The following is a 17,239-nucleotide window of genomic DNA, read 5'->3' as shown; positions in this document are numbered from 1 at the left end:
GGTGCGTCGCGGCTGGACGTCTCGCCGTGCCTCTGACGGCGCGGGGGAGGGGTCAGCGGAAGGAACGGCGGTAGGCGGCCGGGGTGGTGCGCAGGGCGGTGTGGAAGCGCCGGCGGAGGTTGACCGCCGAGGAGAGGCCGACGCGGGTGGCGATGGTCTCGACCGGCAGGTCGGTCTCCTCCAGCAGCGCGCGGGTGGCGGCCAGGCGGCGTTCCAGCAGCCAGTGGGCGGGCGGGACGCCGAGCTGCGCGGTGAACTGGCGGGTCAGGGTGCGGGCGGAGACGCCGGAGAAGGCGGCCATGTCCTCGACGGTGACCGGGTCGGGCAGGCGGGACAGGAGCCATTCCAGCAGCGGCGCCAGCGAGTCCGGCATGGGGCCGGTGGTGGGCAGGGGAGGGTACTGGCGCTGGCAGCCCTCGCGGTGCGGGCCGGCGGCGAGCTGGCGGCCGATGCGCATGGCGTGGGCCGCGCCGTGCTCCTGGAGGACCTGGTGCAGGCAGAGGTCGCCGGTGGCGGCCGAGGCTCCGGCGGTGGCGACGTCGCCGTGGTCGACGTAGATGACGGTGTCGTCCAGGACGACGCGCGGGTGGCGGGCGGCGACCTCGGCGGACAGCTCCCAGTGGACGGAGGCGCGGCGGCCGTCCAGCAGGCCCAGCGCCGCGGGGATGAGGATGCCGGCGCAGACGGCGACGAGGCGGGCGCCCCGGGCGTGGGCGCGGGACACCGCGCCGAGCACGGCGGGGGAGGAGGCGATGGTCCAGCCCGCGAGGAGCACGGTGTCGGCGCCGTCGAGTGCTTCGAGGCCGTCGTCCACCTGGATGGGCACGCCGAGGGTGGTGGGGAGGGAGCCGGGGTGCTCGGCGCACAGCCGGAAGCTGTAGTGCTGGGGGATGTCGGGCCCGTGGTAGCCGAAGACGGCCGAGGCGGCGGTGACCGGGTAGAGCTCCTGGTCCGGGGCGACCAGGGCGACGACGCGGTGCGGGCCGGAGGGCGTGGGAGGCGTCTCCGGGCAGTTCACGAGCATGGCGCAAATGTACCTAATGATGTCATTCGGGACACCGGTGCTCTGATCTGGAAAAATCCAGAATTGAGGCTCATGTGGACGAGGAACTTCACCCTCTACTTCGGTGCCCGCACGATCTCGCTGCTCGGCGACGCGATGATGCCCGTCGCCTCGGCGCTGGCGATCGGCGAAGTCTACGGGATCGCCGGCGTCGGTTACGTGCTCGCGCTCTGGACCGCGTCGGCCGTGCTGGTCATGTTGTTCGGCGGGGTCGTCGCCGATCGGATCGGCGCCCGGCGCGTGATGATCGGCGCGGACGTCGTCAGGGTCGTCACCCAGGGGGCCGTGGCCGTCGCCTTCCTGGACGGCGCCCCGCCGTTCGCCCTGCTGCTGGTGATGGCGTTCCTGTCGGGCACGGCCGCCGGGATGTTCGAACCGGGCGTCAACGGCATGGTTCCCCTGGTCGCCACGGACGCGCAGCGGGCCAACGGGACACTGAAGCTCGCCGAGGCGGTCACCCAGCTGGCGGGGCCCGCGCTGGCGGGAGTCCTCATCGTCGTGGGCGGGCCGGTCTTCGTCTACACGGTGGACGCCGCGACGTTCCTGGTCAGCGGGGTGGCGCTGCTGCTGATCCGGGTCGTCGCACCCAGGCCGGAGCCCTCCGACCTGCTGAGCGACCTACGCAGGGGCTGGGAGGAGTTCAGGGCCAGAAGCTGGATGTGGTCCGTCATCCTGGTCTGGGTGTTCTGGGGCGTGCTGGTGATCGGCCCGTCCGTGCCCTTGTCGTCGCAGGTCATCGGGTCCGGCTACGGCTGGGTGATGGCCGCGCTCGGCCTCGGCACCGTCCTGGGCGGCCTGGTGGCGATCAGGCTCCGGCCGCGCAGGCCACTGGCGGCCGGAGCGGTGGCGCTGACCGGGTACGTGGCCGTACCGCTGACCGTCGCCCTCGGGCTGCCGCTGCCGGCGCTGATGGCCGGGCACCTGCTCGGCGGGTGCGCGTGGGCGTTCTGGTCGGTGATGTGGTCGACCAGCGTGCAGACACAGATCGCCCCGGACGTGCTCAACCGGGTCAACGCCTACCAGGTGGCCGGGTCGGTCGCGGGCATGGCGGTGGGTCAGGCGCTGGCCGGCCCGATCGCCACGCTGGTCGAACCGCGCACCTTCATGCTGGGGTCGGCGCTGGTGGCGGCCGGCGTCGTGGCGGCACTGCTGCTGATCAGGCCGGTCAGGCGGCTGGGCCGGGAGCCGCAGGAGGCCGGAGCCCGACCGGCCCCGGTCCCGGCCGGCTCGTCGGCTTAGCCTCCCACGTCGGCCGCGAGGCGCAGCACCCGTCCGCCGATTCCTCCGACATCCACCCCCCGTGGCCAGTTCCGGTGCCTGCCGTCGGCCGATGTCACCCGTCCGCCCCGCTCGCTCCGAACCGGTGGATGCCCCGTCATGCTCACCCCGTTGCTGACCTCGCCGGTGCCACCAGCGGCGGGAGGGCGGGGCTGGTAGCGCGGGTGGTCGGCCAGGATGCGCTCGGCAGTCTGGCGGACCTGCGTTCCTCGTACGGACCTGCTTCCGGTTCTGCTGATCCCGGCCGGCGTCGCGGCGCCTCCCGCGCAGGCCGCCGCCCCGGAGGTCCGCCGCTGCCTGGGCGGTGAGCCGGCTGGCCGCCCACCCGGGCCGGCTGGTCGTCTTCGACAACGTCGAGGAGGTCGCCGACGTCGAGCCGTACCTGGCCCGCCTGGCCCACGGCCACGTGCTGATCACCACCCGCCGCGACATCGGCTGGCAGCACCTCGACAGCACCCCTGTGCGCCTGGACCTGATGTCCCGCTCGGCCCGGACCCATTGACGGGGAGGCGGGAGCAGCCGCCGCCCGCGATCAATTCGCCGCCCTGCTCCTTCTCCGCGAACGCGTCCAAGTGCAGACCACCCCGACATCCTGATCACCCGGCGCAACCTCGCCCGCTGGACGAAGGAGGCGGAGGGGACGGAGCCGGGTGATGGGTGATGGTTCTTCGTTCACATCATTGTGGTGCGCCGGAATCGCCTGGGAGCCTGGCCGGATAGGCAGCCAGAGCGGCTTCGAAGTCCAGGTTGTGCTTGATGGCCATGCGGTACCTGCGGCGACACCCGCCGCTCAAACGCTCCTCACCGGCCAGAACCGAGTCGACGAGCCGTGCCACCTTGGCCGGTTCAGGCAGTACACCCAGGTCGAGGTCGTGGTAGGTGTAGGCGTGACCGCGCACGGCACCGGGCTCGTTGACGTCGAGCAACGCCCACCCGTGTTCCTCGTCCCATTCGAGGCTCATCCTGACGGAGTTCCCGAAGTCCGGGATATGCCAGTAGAGCTCCAGGAGCGAGATGCTCAGGGCACGCTTCAACTTGCCCGGCTCCCCGGCCGGTGTGGCACCACTGTTCTCGATGCCCACCGCCGTCAGCGCGTTCGCTACAGCCCGGCCGTAACCGATGGCGTCGGCGCGTTCCCGCGTGCCCATGACCACGATCCTTTCAACCAGCGCCGGACCGGATTCTCGACTGTTCAACGACGCCACCACCACCGCCAAGGCCGCACGCGAAGCCCTCTTGCTGGTCGAGCTTCTTGCCGTCTTGGGTGACGGCGAGCAGGACCTTCTCGCACTGAGCCGTGCCGGTGCGGTGGCGTTCTTGGGTTCCAGCCGCAGCGCCGGCAGGAGAGCGGCCGCGTGCACGAGTGACAGCGTGATCTTCGTCCCGGCGAGGGCTTCCAAGCGTCTTCGCCGTAATCACTCGTGAGCGGGCCATTCCTCGGCCAGGAGCGCGTATGAGAGACCGTCCAGCCATCCCTTGGTGCGGTGGAGCGAGTCTCTCACCGTGTGCTGTTCGCGGCGCATCCCGACCCGCTCCATCAGCCGCCACGAGGGTTCGTTGTCGTAGAAGCAGTCCGCGTGCAGGCGGCGCAGGCCAAGACTCCTGAAGGAGATGTCGATGAGGGCGCGTACCGCTTCGGTGGCGTAGCCCTTGCCGCCGTAGGAGGGATCGAGCGTCCACCCGAGCTCTCCTTGGACGCTTTTCGCCTGGTCAGCGACCTCTTCCTGGGCCCAGCCGTCCTGGATCTTCAGTGTCAGGTCGCCGATCACCCGGCCGTCCAGCTCGACGATGAGCAGGTCTACGAGCCGCTCCTCGCGCAGGAAACGCTCACGGTAGTCGTCGTAGGTCTCTGTGGCGGCCGCGACCCATTCGTGAGTCTCCGGCAGTTGCCGGAAGACCCACGTCGCGTCCAGGTCGTCGGGGGCGGCCCGGCGCAACAGCAGCCGCTCGGTGAAAATCGGCCAGTCCAGCGTGTCAAGAGGGTGACGCATGGGCCCTCATACTGACAGCGGGCTGTGGTGATACACAAACGGATTACTGCGGACGACCGCTCCGACAACGACGCGGCGATCGCCCTGCAGGAACCGACAGGACACCGAAGCGACCAGGGCTCCCGGAAACCCGCGTCCTGAAAATCAAGCGGGCCCGGAGGCCGGGGCGGGATTGGCCGGGTGTCACAGGGCGGGCGGGGTCGCCGGCTCCGTCCGGGGGCCTCGTGGAGGGCATTGGCGAGGCGTGAAACCCTCTGGAAGCCTTCAGCAGCTCCTTCCACAACCCCGGCGGTTCAACAACCCCGCAACACTGTTTGTTGACAGACGGCGGACGGGACCGACGCTTCCAGCCACCGCGGGGAGGGCTCCACAAGCGTTGGAAGCCGGTTACCGGTTCGCCCGCTCGTAGCCCGCGGCGACGATGTGCTTCGCGCCGGCCGGTGCTGATGGGAGCCGGGAACGATGCGTTCTCGCAAGCTCGCGGCGGCTACTGCTTGTATCTGACTGATCATTGACAGTAGTGAACGGTGCGAGGTGCGGGTAGACGCGAAGAGTCGTCTTCTGATCCGGAGGAACTCATGCCCATCCGCGTCCGCGCCACCAGCGCCCTGCTGGCCGCCGCCGCCACGATCATTCTCGCGCCCGCCGCGTCGGCCGCCACCGATCCCGTCGACGTTCCCGGCTTCGGCAAGGTGGTCACCCCCGAGACGTGCACGGAAGCCGGAGGTGAGATCGCCCTGGTGGGCAGCGTGAACTGGGAGCCCACCAGAATGTGTTTCGGTGGCGCGCACAATGAGGCCCGCGTCCAGCCGGCTGAGGTGGTCGCGGAGCTCGCGACGTTCACCAAGAAGTAGGCCCACGGCTGCACGCCGGGGCTCGCTTCCACCGTAGCGCCGGGGCGGGCACTGTCGCGTCTGCGCCGTGCACGGCCGAGACGCTCGCGGTCGGGCAGCTCGCCGAGCTGCCCGCCCGCGCCCGCTACCTCGGCAGGATCGCCGGCCCCCGGACGCCGTTCCTGAAACCCATGCGTATCCTCACGCGGGCGCCGGGCGCCGGGCGCCGGGCGTCCTGCTGGCCGTCGCTGCACTCTGAGCAGCGGGCACGATCACGGCGATCACCGCGACGCCGGCAGCCGCCGCCGAGGGCTGCACGCTCTGCTACAGCCTGGAATGCCGAGCGGGCCGGGTGTTGCCTGGCTGTACGCCAACTCGCGCTGTCCCCGATGGGCAGGTGAGTGGCGGCGTCGCAGTCGTGGGAGCCGACCCGGACCATTACGAGAGATCGAAGGGGGCGGGGGAGTGGTCTTCCCAGATCTGGCGGGACGCCTGTTCGGGGTAGGGCAGAGTCTTCGACTCGGTGTCCAGGAGGCGAGTGAGGTGCTCGCCGGGCCGGTGGGCGGACCAGCCCGCGTCGCCGGTGGTGACGAAGCGGACCCATGCCTCCTGGAGCTCGCGGGAGAGCGCGACGGCCTCGGGAGTGGGCTCCTCGCCGATGAGCTGGGTGCCGACGGGGCTGTCCAGCGTGCCGAACGCCAGGGGCACGTCGAGGCTGTGGCAGGCGCCCAGGATGCCGCCGAGGGCCGGGGCGACCCAGCACAGTTCGAACAGGTACGAGGTGCCGCCGGCTGCGGCGTTCGCCTCGGCCAGCTTCTGTGACGGCATGCGGAAGAGGGCGTCGGAGTACACCGTCTCCACCAGCTCCTCCGGGCCTGCCTGCGGGAACGCGGTACGGTAGGCCCGCGCGCCGTCCGGCTGCGGGGCGTGCAGGTCCAGGGCTGCGTGGGCGTCCTCCGCGGTGAAGGTGCCGTAACGTCCGCTCATGACGCTGAAGTAGCGGAATTCGTCCCGGGTGTGGCCGACGAGCAGTTCGGTCCCGCTCGCGCGCGCGTCGGTCAGCGCGGGCCAGGGCGTTTCCGGGAGGACCTCGCCGTCGACGACGGGGCACAGCGCGGTGCCGGTCTCCGTGAGGCGTCCCCAGCTCTCCCGGTGCGCGTGGAGGCCGGCGTTGAAGGAGGTGAGCTCGGCGGCCAGGTGCCATGGGTCGATGTCGCGCAGGGCCTCGGCGGTGGGGGCCGCCGCGCCGAGCCGGTCCGCGAACGCGGCGGTGACCTGGCGTGCCAGCGCGGGGGTGCTGTGCAGCCCCGGCACCGAATGGGCGATGGCCCGCCGGAACAGGCCGCGCGCGGGCTTCATCGTCAGCAGAGCGGCGACTGAGCCCGCCCCGGCGGACACCCCGCCCACGGTGACCAGGCCGGGGTCGCCTCCGAAGGCGGCGATGTTGCGCTGCACCCACTCCAGCGCCGCGATCTGGTCGAGGAATCCGCGGTTGGGCGGCACGTCGTCGAGGAACGCGAATCCCTCCGCGCCCACGCGGCAGTTGATGGTCACCACGACGACTCCCGCCTCGGTCAGCGCTGCCGGGTCGTACATCGGGTCGCTCGACGCCGCCGAGAGGTAGCCGCCCACGGGGATCCACACCAGCACCGGCAGTCCCGCCGCGCCGGGATCAGGAGTGCCGACGTTGAGCGTCAGCCAGTCGGTGCCCTGCGGGGGCACGTCGATCGGCAGGGACAGCGGCACCACGGGGCCGAACTCGACCGCCTGCCTCGTCCCCTCCCAGCGGTGCGGCGGCGCGGGCGCGGCGAAGCGGAGCGCTCCGACCGGGGGCTGGGCGTAGGGGATGCCGCGGAACACCGCGTGCCCCTGCCGCCGGCGCCCCTGCACCACGCCTTCCGTGGTCCGTACCTTTGGCTGTCCGGACATGACGATTCCTTCCCTCGAATGGATCCCAGGGTTACGGGTCAGGTGTATTATGTCAATTGTATTGGAAAAGTCCCGGGGTACGAGGGAGGGGCCGGCGATGCCGAAACAGGTGGATCACCGCGGTCGCCGCGAAGCGATCGCCCGCGCACTGTGGCGGGTCGTGGAGCAGCGCGGCGTCACACAGCTGACGATGCGCGTGGTGGCGCAGGAGGCGGGCATGTCACTCGGGCAGCTGCAGCACTACTTCGCCTCCCGGACCGCCATGCTCTCCTTCGCCATGGACTTCGCGTCCGAGCAGACCTCGGTGCGCGTACACCAGGGGCTCGAAAAGCTCGGTGACCGTCCGCACCCCCGTGACGTGCTGCGACTCACGCTCGCGGAAATGCTCCCCCTGCATGCCGACGCCCGCGCGACCAGCCGGATGAGCGCCGCCTACGTCCTGGAGGCGCTGCACGACGAGGCCGTGCACGAGCAGGCACGCCGCGGCCTCGTCCAAGGGCGGGCCCTCGTCGAGCAGTTGGTCCGCCAGGCGATCGCCGACGGGCACATCGACTCCGGCCGCGACCCGGCGACCGAGACCAACCTGCTCCTCGCCCTCACCGGCTTCACCTCCCTGATCGAACTCGACGTGATCGAGCCCCAGGACGCGCTCGCCGCGATCGACGTGCATCTGGACCGGCTGTTCAGGAGTACGTGACCTGCCCCGGGCGCAGGGGCAGGTGAGGACGAGATCAGCTCTAGACCGGCCGCTCCCCGGCCGCTCCCCGGCCGCTCCCCGGCCGCTCCCCGGCCTGGTCCACGACGCCGATCGCGACGCGAGTGAAGACCGACCAGGTCGCTCCCTTCTCGATGCACCCTTCCAGATGGGGAGGAACGGGAACCTGCGCGCCGTCCTTCATGGTGAACTTCCGGGCGCCGTTCGGCTCGGGGTGACGCGGCCGCCGACCTCTGCCCGCACACCGGCCGCGCCCGCCTGGGCTACGACCGCGCCCGATCGGCCGCCGCGCTGCGCGGCTGGGCGGCCTGACTTCACCGCATGTCATTGCCGTCCGTGCATCACGAGCCATGTCGGCGCCTCGTCCCGGCCTGATCGGTCACCGCCGCTGTGGGGCGTCCGTACCGTCAGCGTGCCGGTGGGGTGGAGTCCGAGGGTCAGCCGGCCTGATCACCGGATCGGATCCATCGGCGTTCCCAGGCCAGGGCCGCGACCACACCGATGGCATAGGCGACCAGGTCCCATGGGTCGGGGAACGCGCCGACCAGGACACCGCCGAAGCCCGGCGGGGTCATGCCGACTATTTGGTAGATCTCGACGGCGGCGGCGATCGCGGCCGTGGCCAGGGTGCGGTGCGCGGCGCTGGTGCGCCACAGCAGCCCCAAGAGCGCGTAGACCAGCATGGTGGCGCCGACGTCGCTCACGTAACCGCGGATGAACGGTTGTCCCGGGCCCCGGTAGAAGAGGGCGAACGCGCCGACGGCAAGGGCGACGCCACCCAGAAGGACCATGGCACGGCGCATGTGATCGACATCTTCTCCGAATCTCACCGATCAGGACGAACCTGATCATAGAGCTCGTCCCTTCTGGAGGCATGCTGATGGCGGCAGGTCAGCGACCGTGGTACCTGAATTCGTGCATCCGGTCGACTACTTGCTGTGAGAGATTCTCGTGTTGAGGGCAGTCGGAAAGCGCGCAGTCCCGCGCTCGTGCCGCTCACCCGGCTGCCTCAAGCAAGACGCCCATGGGCGAGCGGGCCGTCTCCTCCTACAGTGGAGAGGAGGTGAGGCCGATGAGCTTCGGCGAGCGATGAAGGCGGCACTGGAGTGGTTGGGCCTGCTGCTGATGGGGGTGGGCCTGTTCGGCGGCGTGTGTGGCTTCGCGGTCGGGCTGTTGGTGGCGGCCGTCACGAGCGAGGGCTGGGGCCTGCTGGCCGGCCTGGTCACGGCCCTGGCGGTGGGCATCCCGATCACCATCAGCGCTGACACCATCGGCCGCTACGGCGACCCGGGCGCATCCAGCTATGACGGCGGCGAGTAGCCCGGCCGAGCGCAGCCGCACGGGGTGGAGCGCCGGGCCGGGAAGACGGCCGGCAGTGGTCCGGGGGTCGTCTCGAACGCCGCGCTGCGCTTCCCCCGGGAATCCTCCCGATCGAGGTCGTCGGGCATGGCGTCACGGCACCTGGCCGACCACCGGCTGCTCTCCATGCTGCTGGCACTCATCTGGGAGTACGAGTGCGGGGGGACTGGCTTCACGAGCGTGTTCCCGGCATCCAGTCGGCCCTCGCCACCAGCATGGTGAATTGACGGGCCGTGGTCACGATGGGAAAGGGGCGTGCATGAGAATGGAGTCCATGAAGGTCGCCGTCATCGGAGCGGGCATCCTCGGAGCCGGCGTGGGGTGGCACCTGTCCCGGCACGGCGCCAAGGTGATCTTCATCGACGCGGCTCAGCCGGGCGAAGGCGTCACCGACTGGTCGTTCTCCTGGGTCAACGCCAGCAACAAGACCGCCCGCAAGTCCTACTTCGACCTGAACGTCGCGGGCATGGCCGAGCACCGTCAGCTCGCCAGGACCATCGGCGCGGACACCTGGTGGTACCCCAGCGGCCACCTGCGCTGGACGGACGATCCCGCGGCGGAGGCGAAGCTCCTGAAGACAGCCGAGCTGCTGGCCCGCTGGGACTACCGGGTCGAGGTGCGCACAGGGGCCGAGGTGCGCCGCCACCTCGAACCCGCTCTCACCATGCCCGTCGAGGTCCCGGCCGTGTTCTACCCCGACGAAGCCTGGGTGCACGGACGCCACCTCGTCGGCCGCCTGGTCGGCCAGGCGGTGGCGTCCGGCGCCGAGCACCGGTTCGGCACCGCGGTCCGCGACCTCGGCACGGGTGCCGGCGGGGGCGTCCGGACGGTCACGCTGTCCGACGGGAGCCGTCTCGACGCCGACATCGTCGTGAACGCGGCGGGCCCCAGCGCCGCCCACGTCGCCGGGCTCCTCTCACGGCACCTCCCGATGCGCCACGAACCCGGCGTCGTCACCCGGATCAGCTGTGCCCGGGTCCCGATTCAGCACGTCATGCACGCGCCTCACCTCGAGCTGCGCCCTGACGGAGACGCCTCGATGCTCCTCCACAGCCGCGAGGTCGACGCCCTCATCGACACAGGCGAAGATCCCGCGCAGCTCGCCCGGCTGCTCCACGAGTCGGCGCGGCACGTCGTTCCCGAGCTGCGAGACTCCCGCATCGTGAAGACCCGGGTGTCCAACCGGCCGATCCCGGCCGACGGATACCCCTCGGTGGGGGCGGTGCCGGCGGTGCCGGGCTACTTCGAGGCCGTTTCCCACAGCGGCATCACGCTCGGGCCGGTCCTCGGCCGGCTGCTCGCCTCGGAGATCCTCACCGGGAAGAGAGACGAGATGCTCGCGGACTTCCGCCCGGAGCGATTCTCCCGGTGACACGGCACCGGCCCATCGAAGCGCAGGATCGACTTGCATGGCCGTCCCGGCCCGGCGCTCCCATTCCCAGGCCGTTCCCCAGCCTGGCGCGGCAATACCGCACCACCATCGGACGCAACTCGCCCAGCAGGGATTCGATGGCACCGCGATCTCCCCTGACGCGGCAGACTGTGCATCCATCAGGCTGCACCTCCAGTGCCGGGCTGGTGTCCGCCATAGCCCAGCTCATCGATGAACGGGACGCCTGGCCCGAGTTCTCGGCGAAGCACGTCACGGGCGGCCTCGCGATGGACGCGGACGGTCGAGTGGCCAATCCCCGGGCGAGCGGAGATCTCGCCAGTGCCCCGCCCAGCACGCGATCGTCATCGGTGACGACAGCGTCGTAACGGGGGGCGGTGATGAGCGGTGGCGGCGTGATCACGTTCGCTGGACGCGGTGGCGGGCGGACCATTGCCGTGACCGGAGGCCTGTCCAAGGGCATGGTGTTCGCCGGCGGCCTGTTACCGCCGCGGCGGCCCCTGCCCGATGCCGCCCAGGTGCCAGGCCGCGGCCCTGCTCCAGGCCGCCCTTCCCGACGATGCCCGCACGTTGCCACCTGGTCGGCCTACCTGCGGCTTCTTACCCATGCCCGCACCGCCCTGCCCCTGGACTCACCTGGCCTGCAGCAGATACTCGACTATCTGGACGACAGCGGCGACCGCACCACCGGTCCGGCCATCCAGCGCGACACCTACGCGCACCACCTGCACGCGTCAGGCCCGGAACACCCCGACACCCTGGCCACCCGGCGCCAACGTGCCCATCGGACAGGACAAGCGGAAGAGCAAGGTGCGACATCCCTGCTCAGCAGAAGTTGCGCGGTCCCGTATGCCTCTGGGGAGCATGCACAGCTTCCCGCGTGCGGTTGTCCCACGTGAAGTGCTGCGGCGACGGCGGTCCTGTCCCTGGGGCGGAACGGCCGAGGTGGGCTTGGGCGACAACACGGGACAGAAGATTCATTTCCTGAAAAGATCAGGGTCTGTCGCGCGTATCTCTTCGAAAGGGTGGCGTATGGAGCCGCTGCGGGCGGATGATCCGCGCCAGGTGGGCCCCTACCGGCTGCAGGGGCGGCTGGGCGGCGGTGGTATGGGACAGGTGTTCCTGGGCCGTTCCCGGGGTGGCCGGCCGGTCGCGGTGAAGGTGGTGCGACCGGAACTGGCCCACGATGAAGGGTTCCGGCGCCGGTTCGCGATCGAGGTGGAGGCGGCCCGGCTGGTTGGCGGGTTCTACACCGCGCAGGTGGTGGACGCCGACACCGACACTGATCAGCCGTGGCTGGCCACTGACTACATTCCCGGCCCGTCCCTGCAGCAGGCCGTCGCCGCACACGGAGTGCTGCCGCCCGCCGCGGTCGGTGTGCTGGCGGCAGGCCTGGCCGAGGGCCTGGCCGCGATACACAACTGCAAACTCGTGCACCGTGATCTCAAACCCGGCAACGTGATCCTGGCCGCCAACGGTCCCCGAGTCATCGACTTCGGCGTCGCCCGCGCCTGGGACGCCACCTCCCACACCGCCACGGGGGCCGTGATGGGCACTCCGGCGTTCATGTCCCCCGAACAGATCCGAAGCGATGAGGTCGGCCCTGCCGGCGATGTGTTCTCCCTGGGCGCGGTGCTGGTGTTCGCCGCCACCGGCCGCGGCCCGTTCGGCGACGGCCACTCTCACGCGATCATGTATCGCATCCTCCATGACGATCCTGACCTGGCCGGCCTGCCGAGCGACCTGACTGACCTGGTGGGCGCCTGCCTGACCAAGACACCCCAGAACCGGCCCAGCCTCGACGATCTTCTCGATCGGTTGACCGCACCGGCTGAGGGCGCCACGCGATGGCTCCCGCCTGCAATCACCACGATGATCACCCGGCTCGAACAGGCACCCGTCGATGCGTTCATCAGCCTGCCCCAGAAAGAGGAGGCCGGGGATACGGAGCAGGCCGGCAAGCTGCACCAGCAGGCCGCCGAGGTCAGCGGTAATCCCGAGTTGAGGGCTGCGGCGCTCATCGACCTGGGCTGGTTGGAGAAGGCGGCCGGGAAGCTGGATGAGGCGCGCATGCTGTTCCAGGAGGCCGCCGGATTGGGTAATCCCTGGCAGAAGGCCAAGGCGCTTATTTGTCTGGGTTGTTTGGAGTATGACGATGCGCGTGATGTGGAACGGGCTCGCGGGTTCTGGCAGCGAGCGGCCGAGACCGGCCAGCCAGGCATAGCCCCGCAGGCGTTGGTGAACCTGGGCTCGCTGGAGAAGGCGGCCGGGAACCTGGATGAGGCCCGCGCGCTCTTTCAGCAGGCCGCCGGGACCGGCGATGCCGACGCGGTGGCTCAGGCGCTCAACGGCTGGGCCCACCTGGAACACAGCGCCGGGAATATGGAGCAGGCCGGCAAGCTCTACCAGCAGGCTACCGAGGTCAGCGGTAATCCCGAGTTGAGGGCTGCGGCGCTCATCGACCTGGGCTGGTTGGAGAAGGCGGCCGGGAAGCTGGATGAGGCGCGCATGCTGTTCCAGGAGGCCGCCGGATTGGGTAATCCCTGGCAGAAGGCCAAGGCGCTTATTTGTCTGGGTTGTTTGGAGTATGACGATGCGCGTGATGTGGAACGGGCTCGCGGGTTCTGGCAGCGAGCGGCCGAGACCGGCCAGCCAGGCATAGCCCCGCAGGCGTTGGTGAACCTGGGCTCGCTGGAGAAGGCGGCCGGGAACCTGGATGAGGCCCGCGCGCTCTTTCAGCAGGCCGCCGGGACCGGCGATCCCGACGCGGTGGCTCAGGCGCTCAACGGCTGGGCCCACCTGGAACACAGCGCCGGGAATCCGGAGCAGGCCCGCCGGCTCTACCGGCGACTCCTTGACATCGAGCAACCACCTGCCGAATCCGGCGAGTAAGGCGGCGCAGGTTCCGCCAATGTCGCCTCCCACGACCGAACGGGACGCCGTTCGGGGCTCATGACACGTTTCTCAACATGTTCGCGACGAAAGTCCCTCAGTCCGGCTGGCACGTCCGCCGTGAGTTCAGGATGCTCGTGTTGTGACTGATGTGGATCTCGCGCGTCGGGTTCGTGACCGTTGCCGGTTGAGTGGCCGGTTCGTGTTGCGTTCGGGACGAGTGGCCGAGGAGTACTTCGACAAGTACCAGTTCGAGGCCGATCCGGGGGACTGAGGTGTTGGCGGGCCTGGAGATGGGCGGCATCGCGGTGGTCACGGCGCTGGGGCGGCGCGCCGGCTTGCCCTGCGCGGTCGTGCGCAAGACAGCGAAGTCCTGTGGCACTGCCCGGCTGGCCGAGGGCGCCGACGTCATCGGCAGGAAGGCGGCGCCGAGGCCTTGGCCGCAGCTGGGATCCGACTCCTTTCACTGCTCAAGCGCGAGGATTTCGAGCGAGACCAAGATCTCTCAAGATGAGTGGGACGCCCGGTCGGGTTCGTCGGATCGTACGGGGTGCAGCAGGCGGCGGTGCGGCGGCAGGTCCTCCGGTGCGCTGTCGGTACTCTTTTTCTCCGCGGTGGTGAGGGGTCGCCCGCGATGGCGGCTGGAAAATCGATTTTCGGTTGCCGGAACGCGGTGATAGAGATTCAGGGTGACAATGACACTCGAGTTCCCCGTTCTGCTGCGACTGATCGAGGAACGGTCGGCTGCCTTCCGCGCCGCGGTCGCCTCCGCGCCCAGCCTCGACGTACAGGTGCCGACCTGCCCCGAGTGGACGCTGTTCGATCTGGCGCAGCACATCGGCGAGGGGCGCCGCGACTGGGCCGCCACCGTCGCCGCGGGGCCTGCTCCGGCCAAGTCCGCAGCGGAGGGCGCCCCGGCTGCGCCTCGGGAGCGCGAGGCCCTGCTGGCCTGGTTGGCGGAGTCCACGGAGCAACTGGTGGACGCACTGCGGAAGGCCGGCCCTGATCGCGGTTGCTGGACGTGGTGGGGGACGTCGCAGTCGCCGCAGACCTCCGGTGCCGTAGCCCGGCACCAGCTCCAGCAGATGGCGGTGCACACGTACGACGCCCAGATCACCGTAGGCGCCCCGCAGCCGCTGCCGGCCGAGGTGGCGCTCGACGGTGTCGACGAGTTCCTGTCCACCTGCGTCGCAACGACAAGTGCCTGGCCGCACAAGCCCGCTGTCGTCGACTTCCACGCCTCCGAGGGTCGCTCCTGGCGCCTCTCGCTCTCCGCCGACGGCGCACGGACCGTCCGCCTCCCCGGGCCCGGCACCATGCCGGCCACCGCTGACGGCCAGGACCCGGACGCCGCCTCCGCCTCCGCTCAGGGCACGGCCGGCGAGCTGGTCCTCATCCTGTACGACCGCATCCCGTTCAACTCCCTGGAGCTCGACGGCGACCGACGTCTCTTCGAGCAGCTCAGCGCCTGGGACCCGGACGAGTAGGACGTGACGACGCGCCACCTCCCATAGCTCCGGGGCATGTCTCCCGCCAACGGCTACAACCACGCCGTGGTGGCCTCGGGGCCGCGGGGAGTAGACCGTCACGGCTGCGAGGCGGCTGACCAAGGCGGCGGCTCACATGCTGATCGGCCTGGTTTGCACCTGACGCCGGCCGCCCTCCGTCCTCGCCACGGATCTCATGACCCTCCGCGCGAAGCTGGACGACGGCGGCGTCGATGTAGCGGGTCGTCCTGAGCACCACGGCGTTCAGGACCAGGCCGAGTGAACCGAACTGGTCATCCATCCCGTCCCGTTACGCCTGGTGGATGGTGCCCCTCTTGCCGTGGCAGAGGTCGCGGGCGAGTTTGTGCCGGGACTCCTGGACGCACATCTTGAGCGCGAAGCCGAGCCGGTTGTGATCACCACGCCGCTTCGCGATCAGGGTTCCGGTCCTCGCCATCGAGGAAGAACCGCTCCAGTTCGGGCCTCGTCGGCTCCTCGGCGAACTTCCCGTACGCCTTCGTCGCTCGCCGGCACCGCGGCGCGCCTGGCCGACGCGGCTGGGGCCGCCAGGCCGGCTGCGGTACGTCTCCCGTCCTGCGCCAGGGGGGTCGGCCGCCTGCTGCGGGGTCAGGTCGCCGGAGAGCTCCACAGCGACGGCGGTGCCTATCTGCGGTCGTTCGCGCCGGGATTGTAGGGTTCCACCCACTCCGACCCGGGCCCGTGTACGTGTTCGCTCCCTCGCCGCTGCTCACGTCGCTGCATCCCTTTGCCGTGTACGCGCACACGGGACGCGGTCCGCTCCGGGCGGCGTGCAGCGGCAGTCCGGCGGTGGTCATGATCGCCGTGAGAGTGTCCGTACCGGTGACGCGCTGGCCGGCCAGAGTGTCGTGCGCGGGCCGCTTCAGGTCCTGTTGTCGGCGAACCGCGCGTGCACGGGTGTCCGTTCAGGTGAGGAGTTTCGCGAACCGGGCCATCTCGGTGGGTGGGTCGATCACCGGCTGGATGAGCAGTTCGTCGATGCCGGCCTGCTCCAGGGTGGTGATGCGGGCGCGGAGGTCGTCGCGGGTGCCGACCAGGGCCAGGGTGCTCATCAGTGAGGGCAGGATCAGGTCCCGGTCCTCCGGCGCGATGCGTTCGAGATAGTTGAGGTAGAGCTTGGTGTGCCGGTCGGGCGCGGTGGCGGTGGTGCCGCGCCGGTCGAGGAGCCGCCGGACCACCTCGCGCTCCTCGGGGCCGAGCTGCTCGGCGAAGGGGCGTGCGTCGGCGGCGGTGTCTGCGGCGGTGTCTGCGGCGAAGGCCAGCAGCGGCAGGACGATGTGGCCGGTTGCGTCCCGGGCCGCGTCGCCGCGGGGGTCCTCGTCCTCGCCGAGGACGTGCAGCGCGGTGACCACGTACGAGCTCGTGCGGGAACCGGGGGCGCGTGACGCGTCGTGAGCGGCGCGGCGGCGGGCGTCATGAAGCGCTCGCCAGGCGGTGGGGTCCAGCAGGCCGAAGGAGATCAGGCCGGCGCCGAGGCGGCCGGCGACGGCGGCGGCCTTCGGCCCGAGCGCGGCCACGACGAACTCGATCGGGTCGGCCGTGTTCACGCGCGCCCCGACGTGTAGGAACCGGACATCGCGGGCGCGATCACCTTCGCGGTACTCGATGGTGCGCCCGGCGCACAGGTCCTGCAGTGCGGCGGTGAAGCTCTCCAGCGTGGCCGCCGTGGTCGGCCGCATGCCCAGCGTGCGCCGGGCGGTGTTCCCGGTGCCGATCCCGCAGATGATCCGGCCCGGCGCCAGAGCGTTGAGGCTGGCGAACGCGCTCGCGGCGGCCGGGGCCGAGCGCAGCGCCGGTGAGGTCACGCCGATGCCGAGCCTGATGCGGCTGGTGGCCTTCGCGCAAAGCCCCAGGGTGATGAAGGGGTCGCCGTGGACCATCGGGGTGTCGTAGACCCAGAAACTGTCCAGGCCCAACTCCTCGGCCTGGACAGCGAGATCCTCCACACCGGGGTGTGCGGTGACCACGACGCCTGCACGCATCAAACCTCCAGGGCACAGAGAGTAGAACGTACCCAGCCTGACACCAGACGGTGGACGGGGCACGTTGAAATCGGTGCCGAGCGGGCTGCGAGGGACGTCCGGAACGCACACTACGAGGCCGCCGAACACCGCGCCCAGGCTCAGCAGGACTTGTAGGTCGCTCAGGCGTGGGATGCCATGGCCGAAACGGCAGGCCGCACAGGCCGCTACCTGCGCGGCCTGTGGTGGGCGGCTGCGGGATGATCGCAGGAGGCGTACCGTGGGCTCACCACAAGATCGAA

Annotated in this window: 16 protein-coding genes and 2 pseudogenes; 9 read left to right on the top strand and 9 right to left on the bottom strand. The window is 70.4% G+C overall.

Features of this window, described 5'->3' with window-relative positions; genetic code table 11:
• Positions 1 to 52: 52 nt before the first annotated feature.
• The gene (locus tag HD597_RS22775) at positions 53 to 1,024 is read right to left on the bottom strand and encodes a GlxA family transcriptional regulator (protein WP_253744708.1); all 972 of its coding nucleotides are present in this window, start codon (positions 1,022 to 1,024) and stop codon (positions 53 to 55) included.
• Between the two features lie 72 nt (positions 1,025 to 1,096).
• Between HD597_RS22775 and HD597_RS22770 the strand changes: the two genes are divergently transcribed.
• Together HD597_RS22770 and HD597_RS22765 are read left to right on the top strand one after the other, a co-directional pair.
• Entirely contained in the window at positions 1,097 to 2,302 is a 1,206-nt protein-coding gene (locus HD597_RS22770; RefSeq protein WP_253744707.1) for an MFS transporter, read from the top strand.
• Between the two features lie 343 nt (positions 2,303 to 2,645).
• Positions 2,646 to 2,843 carry a hypothetical protein gene (locus HD597_RS22765; RefSeq protein WP_253744706.1) on the top strand — a complete coding sequence of 66 codons (198 nt, stop codon included), beginning with the start codon at positions 2,646 to 2,648 and terminating at the stop codon, positions 2,841 to 2,843.
• A gap of 175 nt (positions 2,844 to 3,018) precedes the next feature.
• On the opposite strand, the gene HD597_RS22760 is transcribed toward HD597_RS22765, so the two are convergent.
• Positions 3,019 to 3,489, bottom strand: a complete 471-nt coding sequence (locus HD597_RS22760; RefSeq protein ID WP_253744705.1) for a DUF6292 family protein — start codon at positions 3,487 to 3,489, stop codon at positions 3,019 to 3,021.
• Here HD597_RS22760 and HD597_RS22755 point away from each other — a divergent pair.
• Positions 3,488 to 3,766 carry a hypothetical protein gene (locus tag HD597_RS22755; protein ID WP_253744704.1) on the top strand — a complete coding sequence of 93 codons (279 nt, stop codon included), beginning with the start codon at positions 3,488 to 3,490 and terminating at the stop codon, positions 3,764 to 3,766. The genes HD597_RS22760 and HD597_RS22755 overlap by 2 nt on opposite strands.
• On the opposite strand, the gene HD597_RS22750 is transcribed toward HD597_RS22755, so the two are convergent.
• Complete coding sequence (locus HD597_RS22750; RefSeq protein WP_253744703.1) at positions 3,757 to 4,332, bottom strand: GNAT family N-acetyltransferase; 576 nt, start codon at positions 4,330 to 4,332, stop codon at positions 3,757 to 3,759. The genes HD597_RS22755 and HD597_RS22750 overlap by 10 nt on opposite strands.
• Positions 4,333 to 4,910: 578 nt before the next feature.
• Here HD597_RS22750 and HD597_RS22745 point away from each other — a divergent pair.
• Positions 4,911 to 5,186 carry a hypothetical protein gene (locus HD597_RS22745; protein ID WP_253744702.1) on the top strand — a complete coding sequence of 92 codons (276 nt, stop codon included), beginning with the start codon at positions 4,911 to 4,913 and terminating at the stop codon, positions 5,184 to 5,186.
• A 417-nt stretch (positions 5,187 to 5,603) separates the two neighbouring features.
• Here the strand turns inward: HD597_RS22745 and HD597_RS22740 are convergent, their stop codons facing one another.
• The gene (locus HD597_RS22740; RefSeq protein ID WP_253744701.1) at positions 5,604 to 7,094 is read right to left on the bottom strand and encodes a carboxylesterase/lipase family protein; all 1,491 of its coding nucleotides are present in this window, start codon (positions 7,092 to 7,094) and stop codon (positions 5,604 to 5,606) included.
• Positions 7,095 to 7,191: 97 nt separating this feature from the next.
• Here HD597_RS22740 and HD597_RS22735 point away from each other — a divergent pair, with 97 nt between their 5' ends.
• A complete protein-coding gene (locus HD597_RS22735) occupies positions 7,192 to 7,791 on the top strand; it encodes a TetR/AcrR family transcriptional regulator (protein WP_253744700.1) in 600 nt (199 codons plus the stop codon).
• A 40-nt stretch (positions 7,792 to 7,831) separates the two neighbouring features.
• Here HD597_RS22735 and HD597_RS22730 read toward each other — a convergent pair whose 3' ends face one another.
• A complete protein-coding gene (locus HD597_RS22730) occupies positions 7,832 to 7,993 on the bottom strand; it encodes a hypothetical protein (RefSeq protein ID WP_253744699.1) in 162 nt (53 codons plus the stop codon).
• 253 nt (positions 7,994 to 8,246) lie between these two features.
• Positions 8,247 to 8,600 carry a DUF2809 domain-containing protein gene (locus HD597_RS22725; protein ID WP_253744698.1) on the bottom strand — a complete coding sequence of 118 codons (354 nt, stop codon included), beginning with the start codon at positions 8,598 to 8,600 and terminating at the stop codon, positions 8,247 to 8,249.
• A 298-nt stretch (positions 8,601 to 8,898) separates the two neighbouring features.
• Here HD597_RS22725 and HD597_RS22720 point away from each other — a divergent pair, with 298 nt between their 5' ends.
• Positions 8,899 to 9,129 (top strand): hypothetical protein, encoded by a 231-nt coding sequence (locus HD597_RS22720; RefSeq protein WP_253744697.1) that lies wholly within the window; start codon positions 8,899 to 8,901, stop codon positions 9,127 to 9,129.
• 298 nt (positions 9,130 to 9,427) lie between these two features.
• Positions 9,428 to 10,540, top strand: coding sequence for an NAD(P)/FAD-dependent oxidoreductase (locus HD597_RS22715; RefSeq protein ID WP_253744696.1), 1,113 nt, complete (start codon positions 9,428 to 9,430; stop codon positions 10,538 to 10,540).
• 72 nt (positions 10,541 to 10,612) lie between these two features.
• On the opposite strand, the pseudogene HD597_RS22710 reads toward HD597_RS22715, so the two are convergent.
• Positions 10,613 to 10,757: pseudogene (locus HD597_RS22710) on the bottom strand (RNA polymerase sigma factor ShbA); the annotation flags it as partial.
• 833 nt (positions 10,758 to 11,590) lie between these two features.
• Here HD597_RS22710 and HD597_RS22705 point away from each other — a divergent pair.
• Together HD597_RS22705 and HD597_RS22700 are read left to right on the top strand one after the other, a co-directional pair.
• The gene (locus tag HD597_RS22705) at positions 11,591 to 13,450 is read left to right on the top strand and encodes a serine/threonine-protein kinase (RefSeq protein WP_253744695.1); all 1,860 of its coding nucleotides are present in this window, start codon (positions 11,591 to 11,593) and stop codon (positions 13,448 to 13,450) included.
• 695 nt (positions 13,451 to 14,145) lie between these two features.
• Positions 14,146 to 14,937 carry a maleylpyruvate isomerase N-terminal domain-containing protein gene (locus HD597_RS22700; protein WP_253759450.1) on the top strand — a complete coding sequence of 264 codons (792 nt, stop codon included), beginning with the start codon at positions 14,146 to 14,148 and terminating at the stop codon, positions 14,935 to 14,937.
• A 385-nt stretch (positions 14,938 to 15,322) separates the two neighbouring features.
• Here HD597_RS22700 and HD597_RS66845 read toward each other — a convergent pair.
• A pseudogene (locus tag HD597_RS66845) lies at positions 15,323 to 15,449 on the bottom strand (DUF4158 domain-containing protein); the annotation flags it as partial.
• 432 nt (positions 15,450 to 15,881) lie between these two features.
• On the bottom strand, positions 15,882 to 16,958 hold the full coding sequence (locus tag HD597_RS22690; RefSeq protein WP_253744693.1) for an LLM class flavin-dependent oxidoreductase: 1,077 nt from the start codon (positions 16,956 to 16,958) through the stop codon (positions 15,882 to 15,884).
• Positions 16,959 to 17,239 lie beyond the last annotated feature (281 nt).

Source organism: Nonomuraea thailandensis, assembly GCF_024172165.1.
Classification (GTDB): Bacteria; Actinomycetota; Actinomycetes; order Streptosporangiales; family Streptosporangiaceae; genus Nonomuraea; species Nonomuraea thailandensis.
Note: the sequence above shows the minus strand (reverse complement) of the source record. Positions and strands in the feature narration are given on the sequence as shown.

Excerpts from the sequence above, each read along its gene's own strand:
- HD597_RS22745 (WP_253744702.1), top strand. The coding sequence starts at position 4,911 with ATGCCCATCCGCGTCCGCGCCACCAGCGCCCTGCTGGCCGCCGCCGCC.
- HD597_RS22700 (WP_253759450.1), top strand. The coding sequence starts at position 14,146 with ATGACACTCGAGTTCCCCGTTCTGCTGCGACTGATCGAGGAACGGTCG.
- HD597_RS22735 (WP_253744700.1), top strand. The coding sequence starts at position 7,192 with ATGCCGAAACAGGTGGATCACCGCGGTCGCCGCGAAGCGATCGCCCGC.
- HD597_RS22725 (WP_253744698.1), bottom strand. The coding sequence starts at position 8,600 with ATGGTCCTTCTGGGTGGCGTCGCCCTTGCCGTCGGCGCGTTCGCCCTC.
- HD597_RS22690 (WP_253744693.1), bottom strand. The coding sequence starts at position 16,958 with ATGCGTGCAGGCGTCGTGGTCACCGCACACCCCGGTGTGGAGGATCTC.
- HD597_RS22760 (WP_253744705.1), bottom strand. The coding sequence starts at position 3,489 with ATGGGCACGCGGGAACGCGCCGACGCCATCGGTTACGGCCGGGCTGTA.
- HD597_RS22730 (WP_253744699.1), bottom strand. The coding sequence starts at position 7,993 with ATGAAGGACGGCGCGCAGGTTCCCGTTCCTCCCCATCTGGAAGGGTGC.
- HD597_RS22740 (WP_253744701.1), bottom strand. The coding sequence starts at position 7,094 with ATGTCCGGACAGCCAAAGGTACGGACCACGGAAGGCGTGGTGCAGGGG.
- HD597_RS22770 (WP_253744707.1), top strand. The coding sequence starts at position 1,097 with ATGTGGACGAGGAACTTCACCCTCTACTTCGGTGCCCGCACGATCTCG.
- HD597_RS22720 (WP_253744697.1), top strand. The coding sequence starts at position 8,899 with ATGAAGGCGGCACTGGAGTGGTTGGGCCTGCTGCTGATGGGGGTGGGC.
- HD597_RS22715 (WP_253744696.1), top strand. The coding sequence starts at position 9,428 with ATGAGAATGGAGTCCATGAAGGTCGCCGTCATCGGAGCGGGCATCCTC.
- HD597_RS22775 (WP_253744708.1), bottom strand. The coding sequence starts at position 1,024 with ATGCTCGTGAACTGCCCGGAGACGCCTCCCACGCCCTCCGGCCCGCAC.
- HD597_RS22750 (WP_253744703.1), bottom strand. The coding sequence starts at position 4,332 with ATGCGTCACCCTCTTGACACGCTGGACTGGCCGATTTTCACCGAGCGG.
- HD597_RS22755 (WP_253744704.1), top strand. The coding sequence starts at position 3,488 with ATGACCACGATCCTTTCAACCAGCGCCGGACCGGATTCTCGACTGTTC.
- HD597_RS22705 (WP_253744695.1), top strand. The coding sequence starts at position 11,591 with ATGGAGCCGCTGCGGGCGGATGATCCGCGCCAGGTGGGCCCCTACCGG.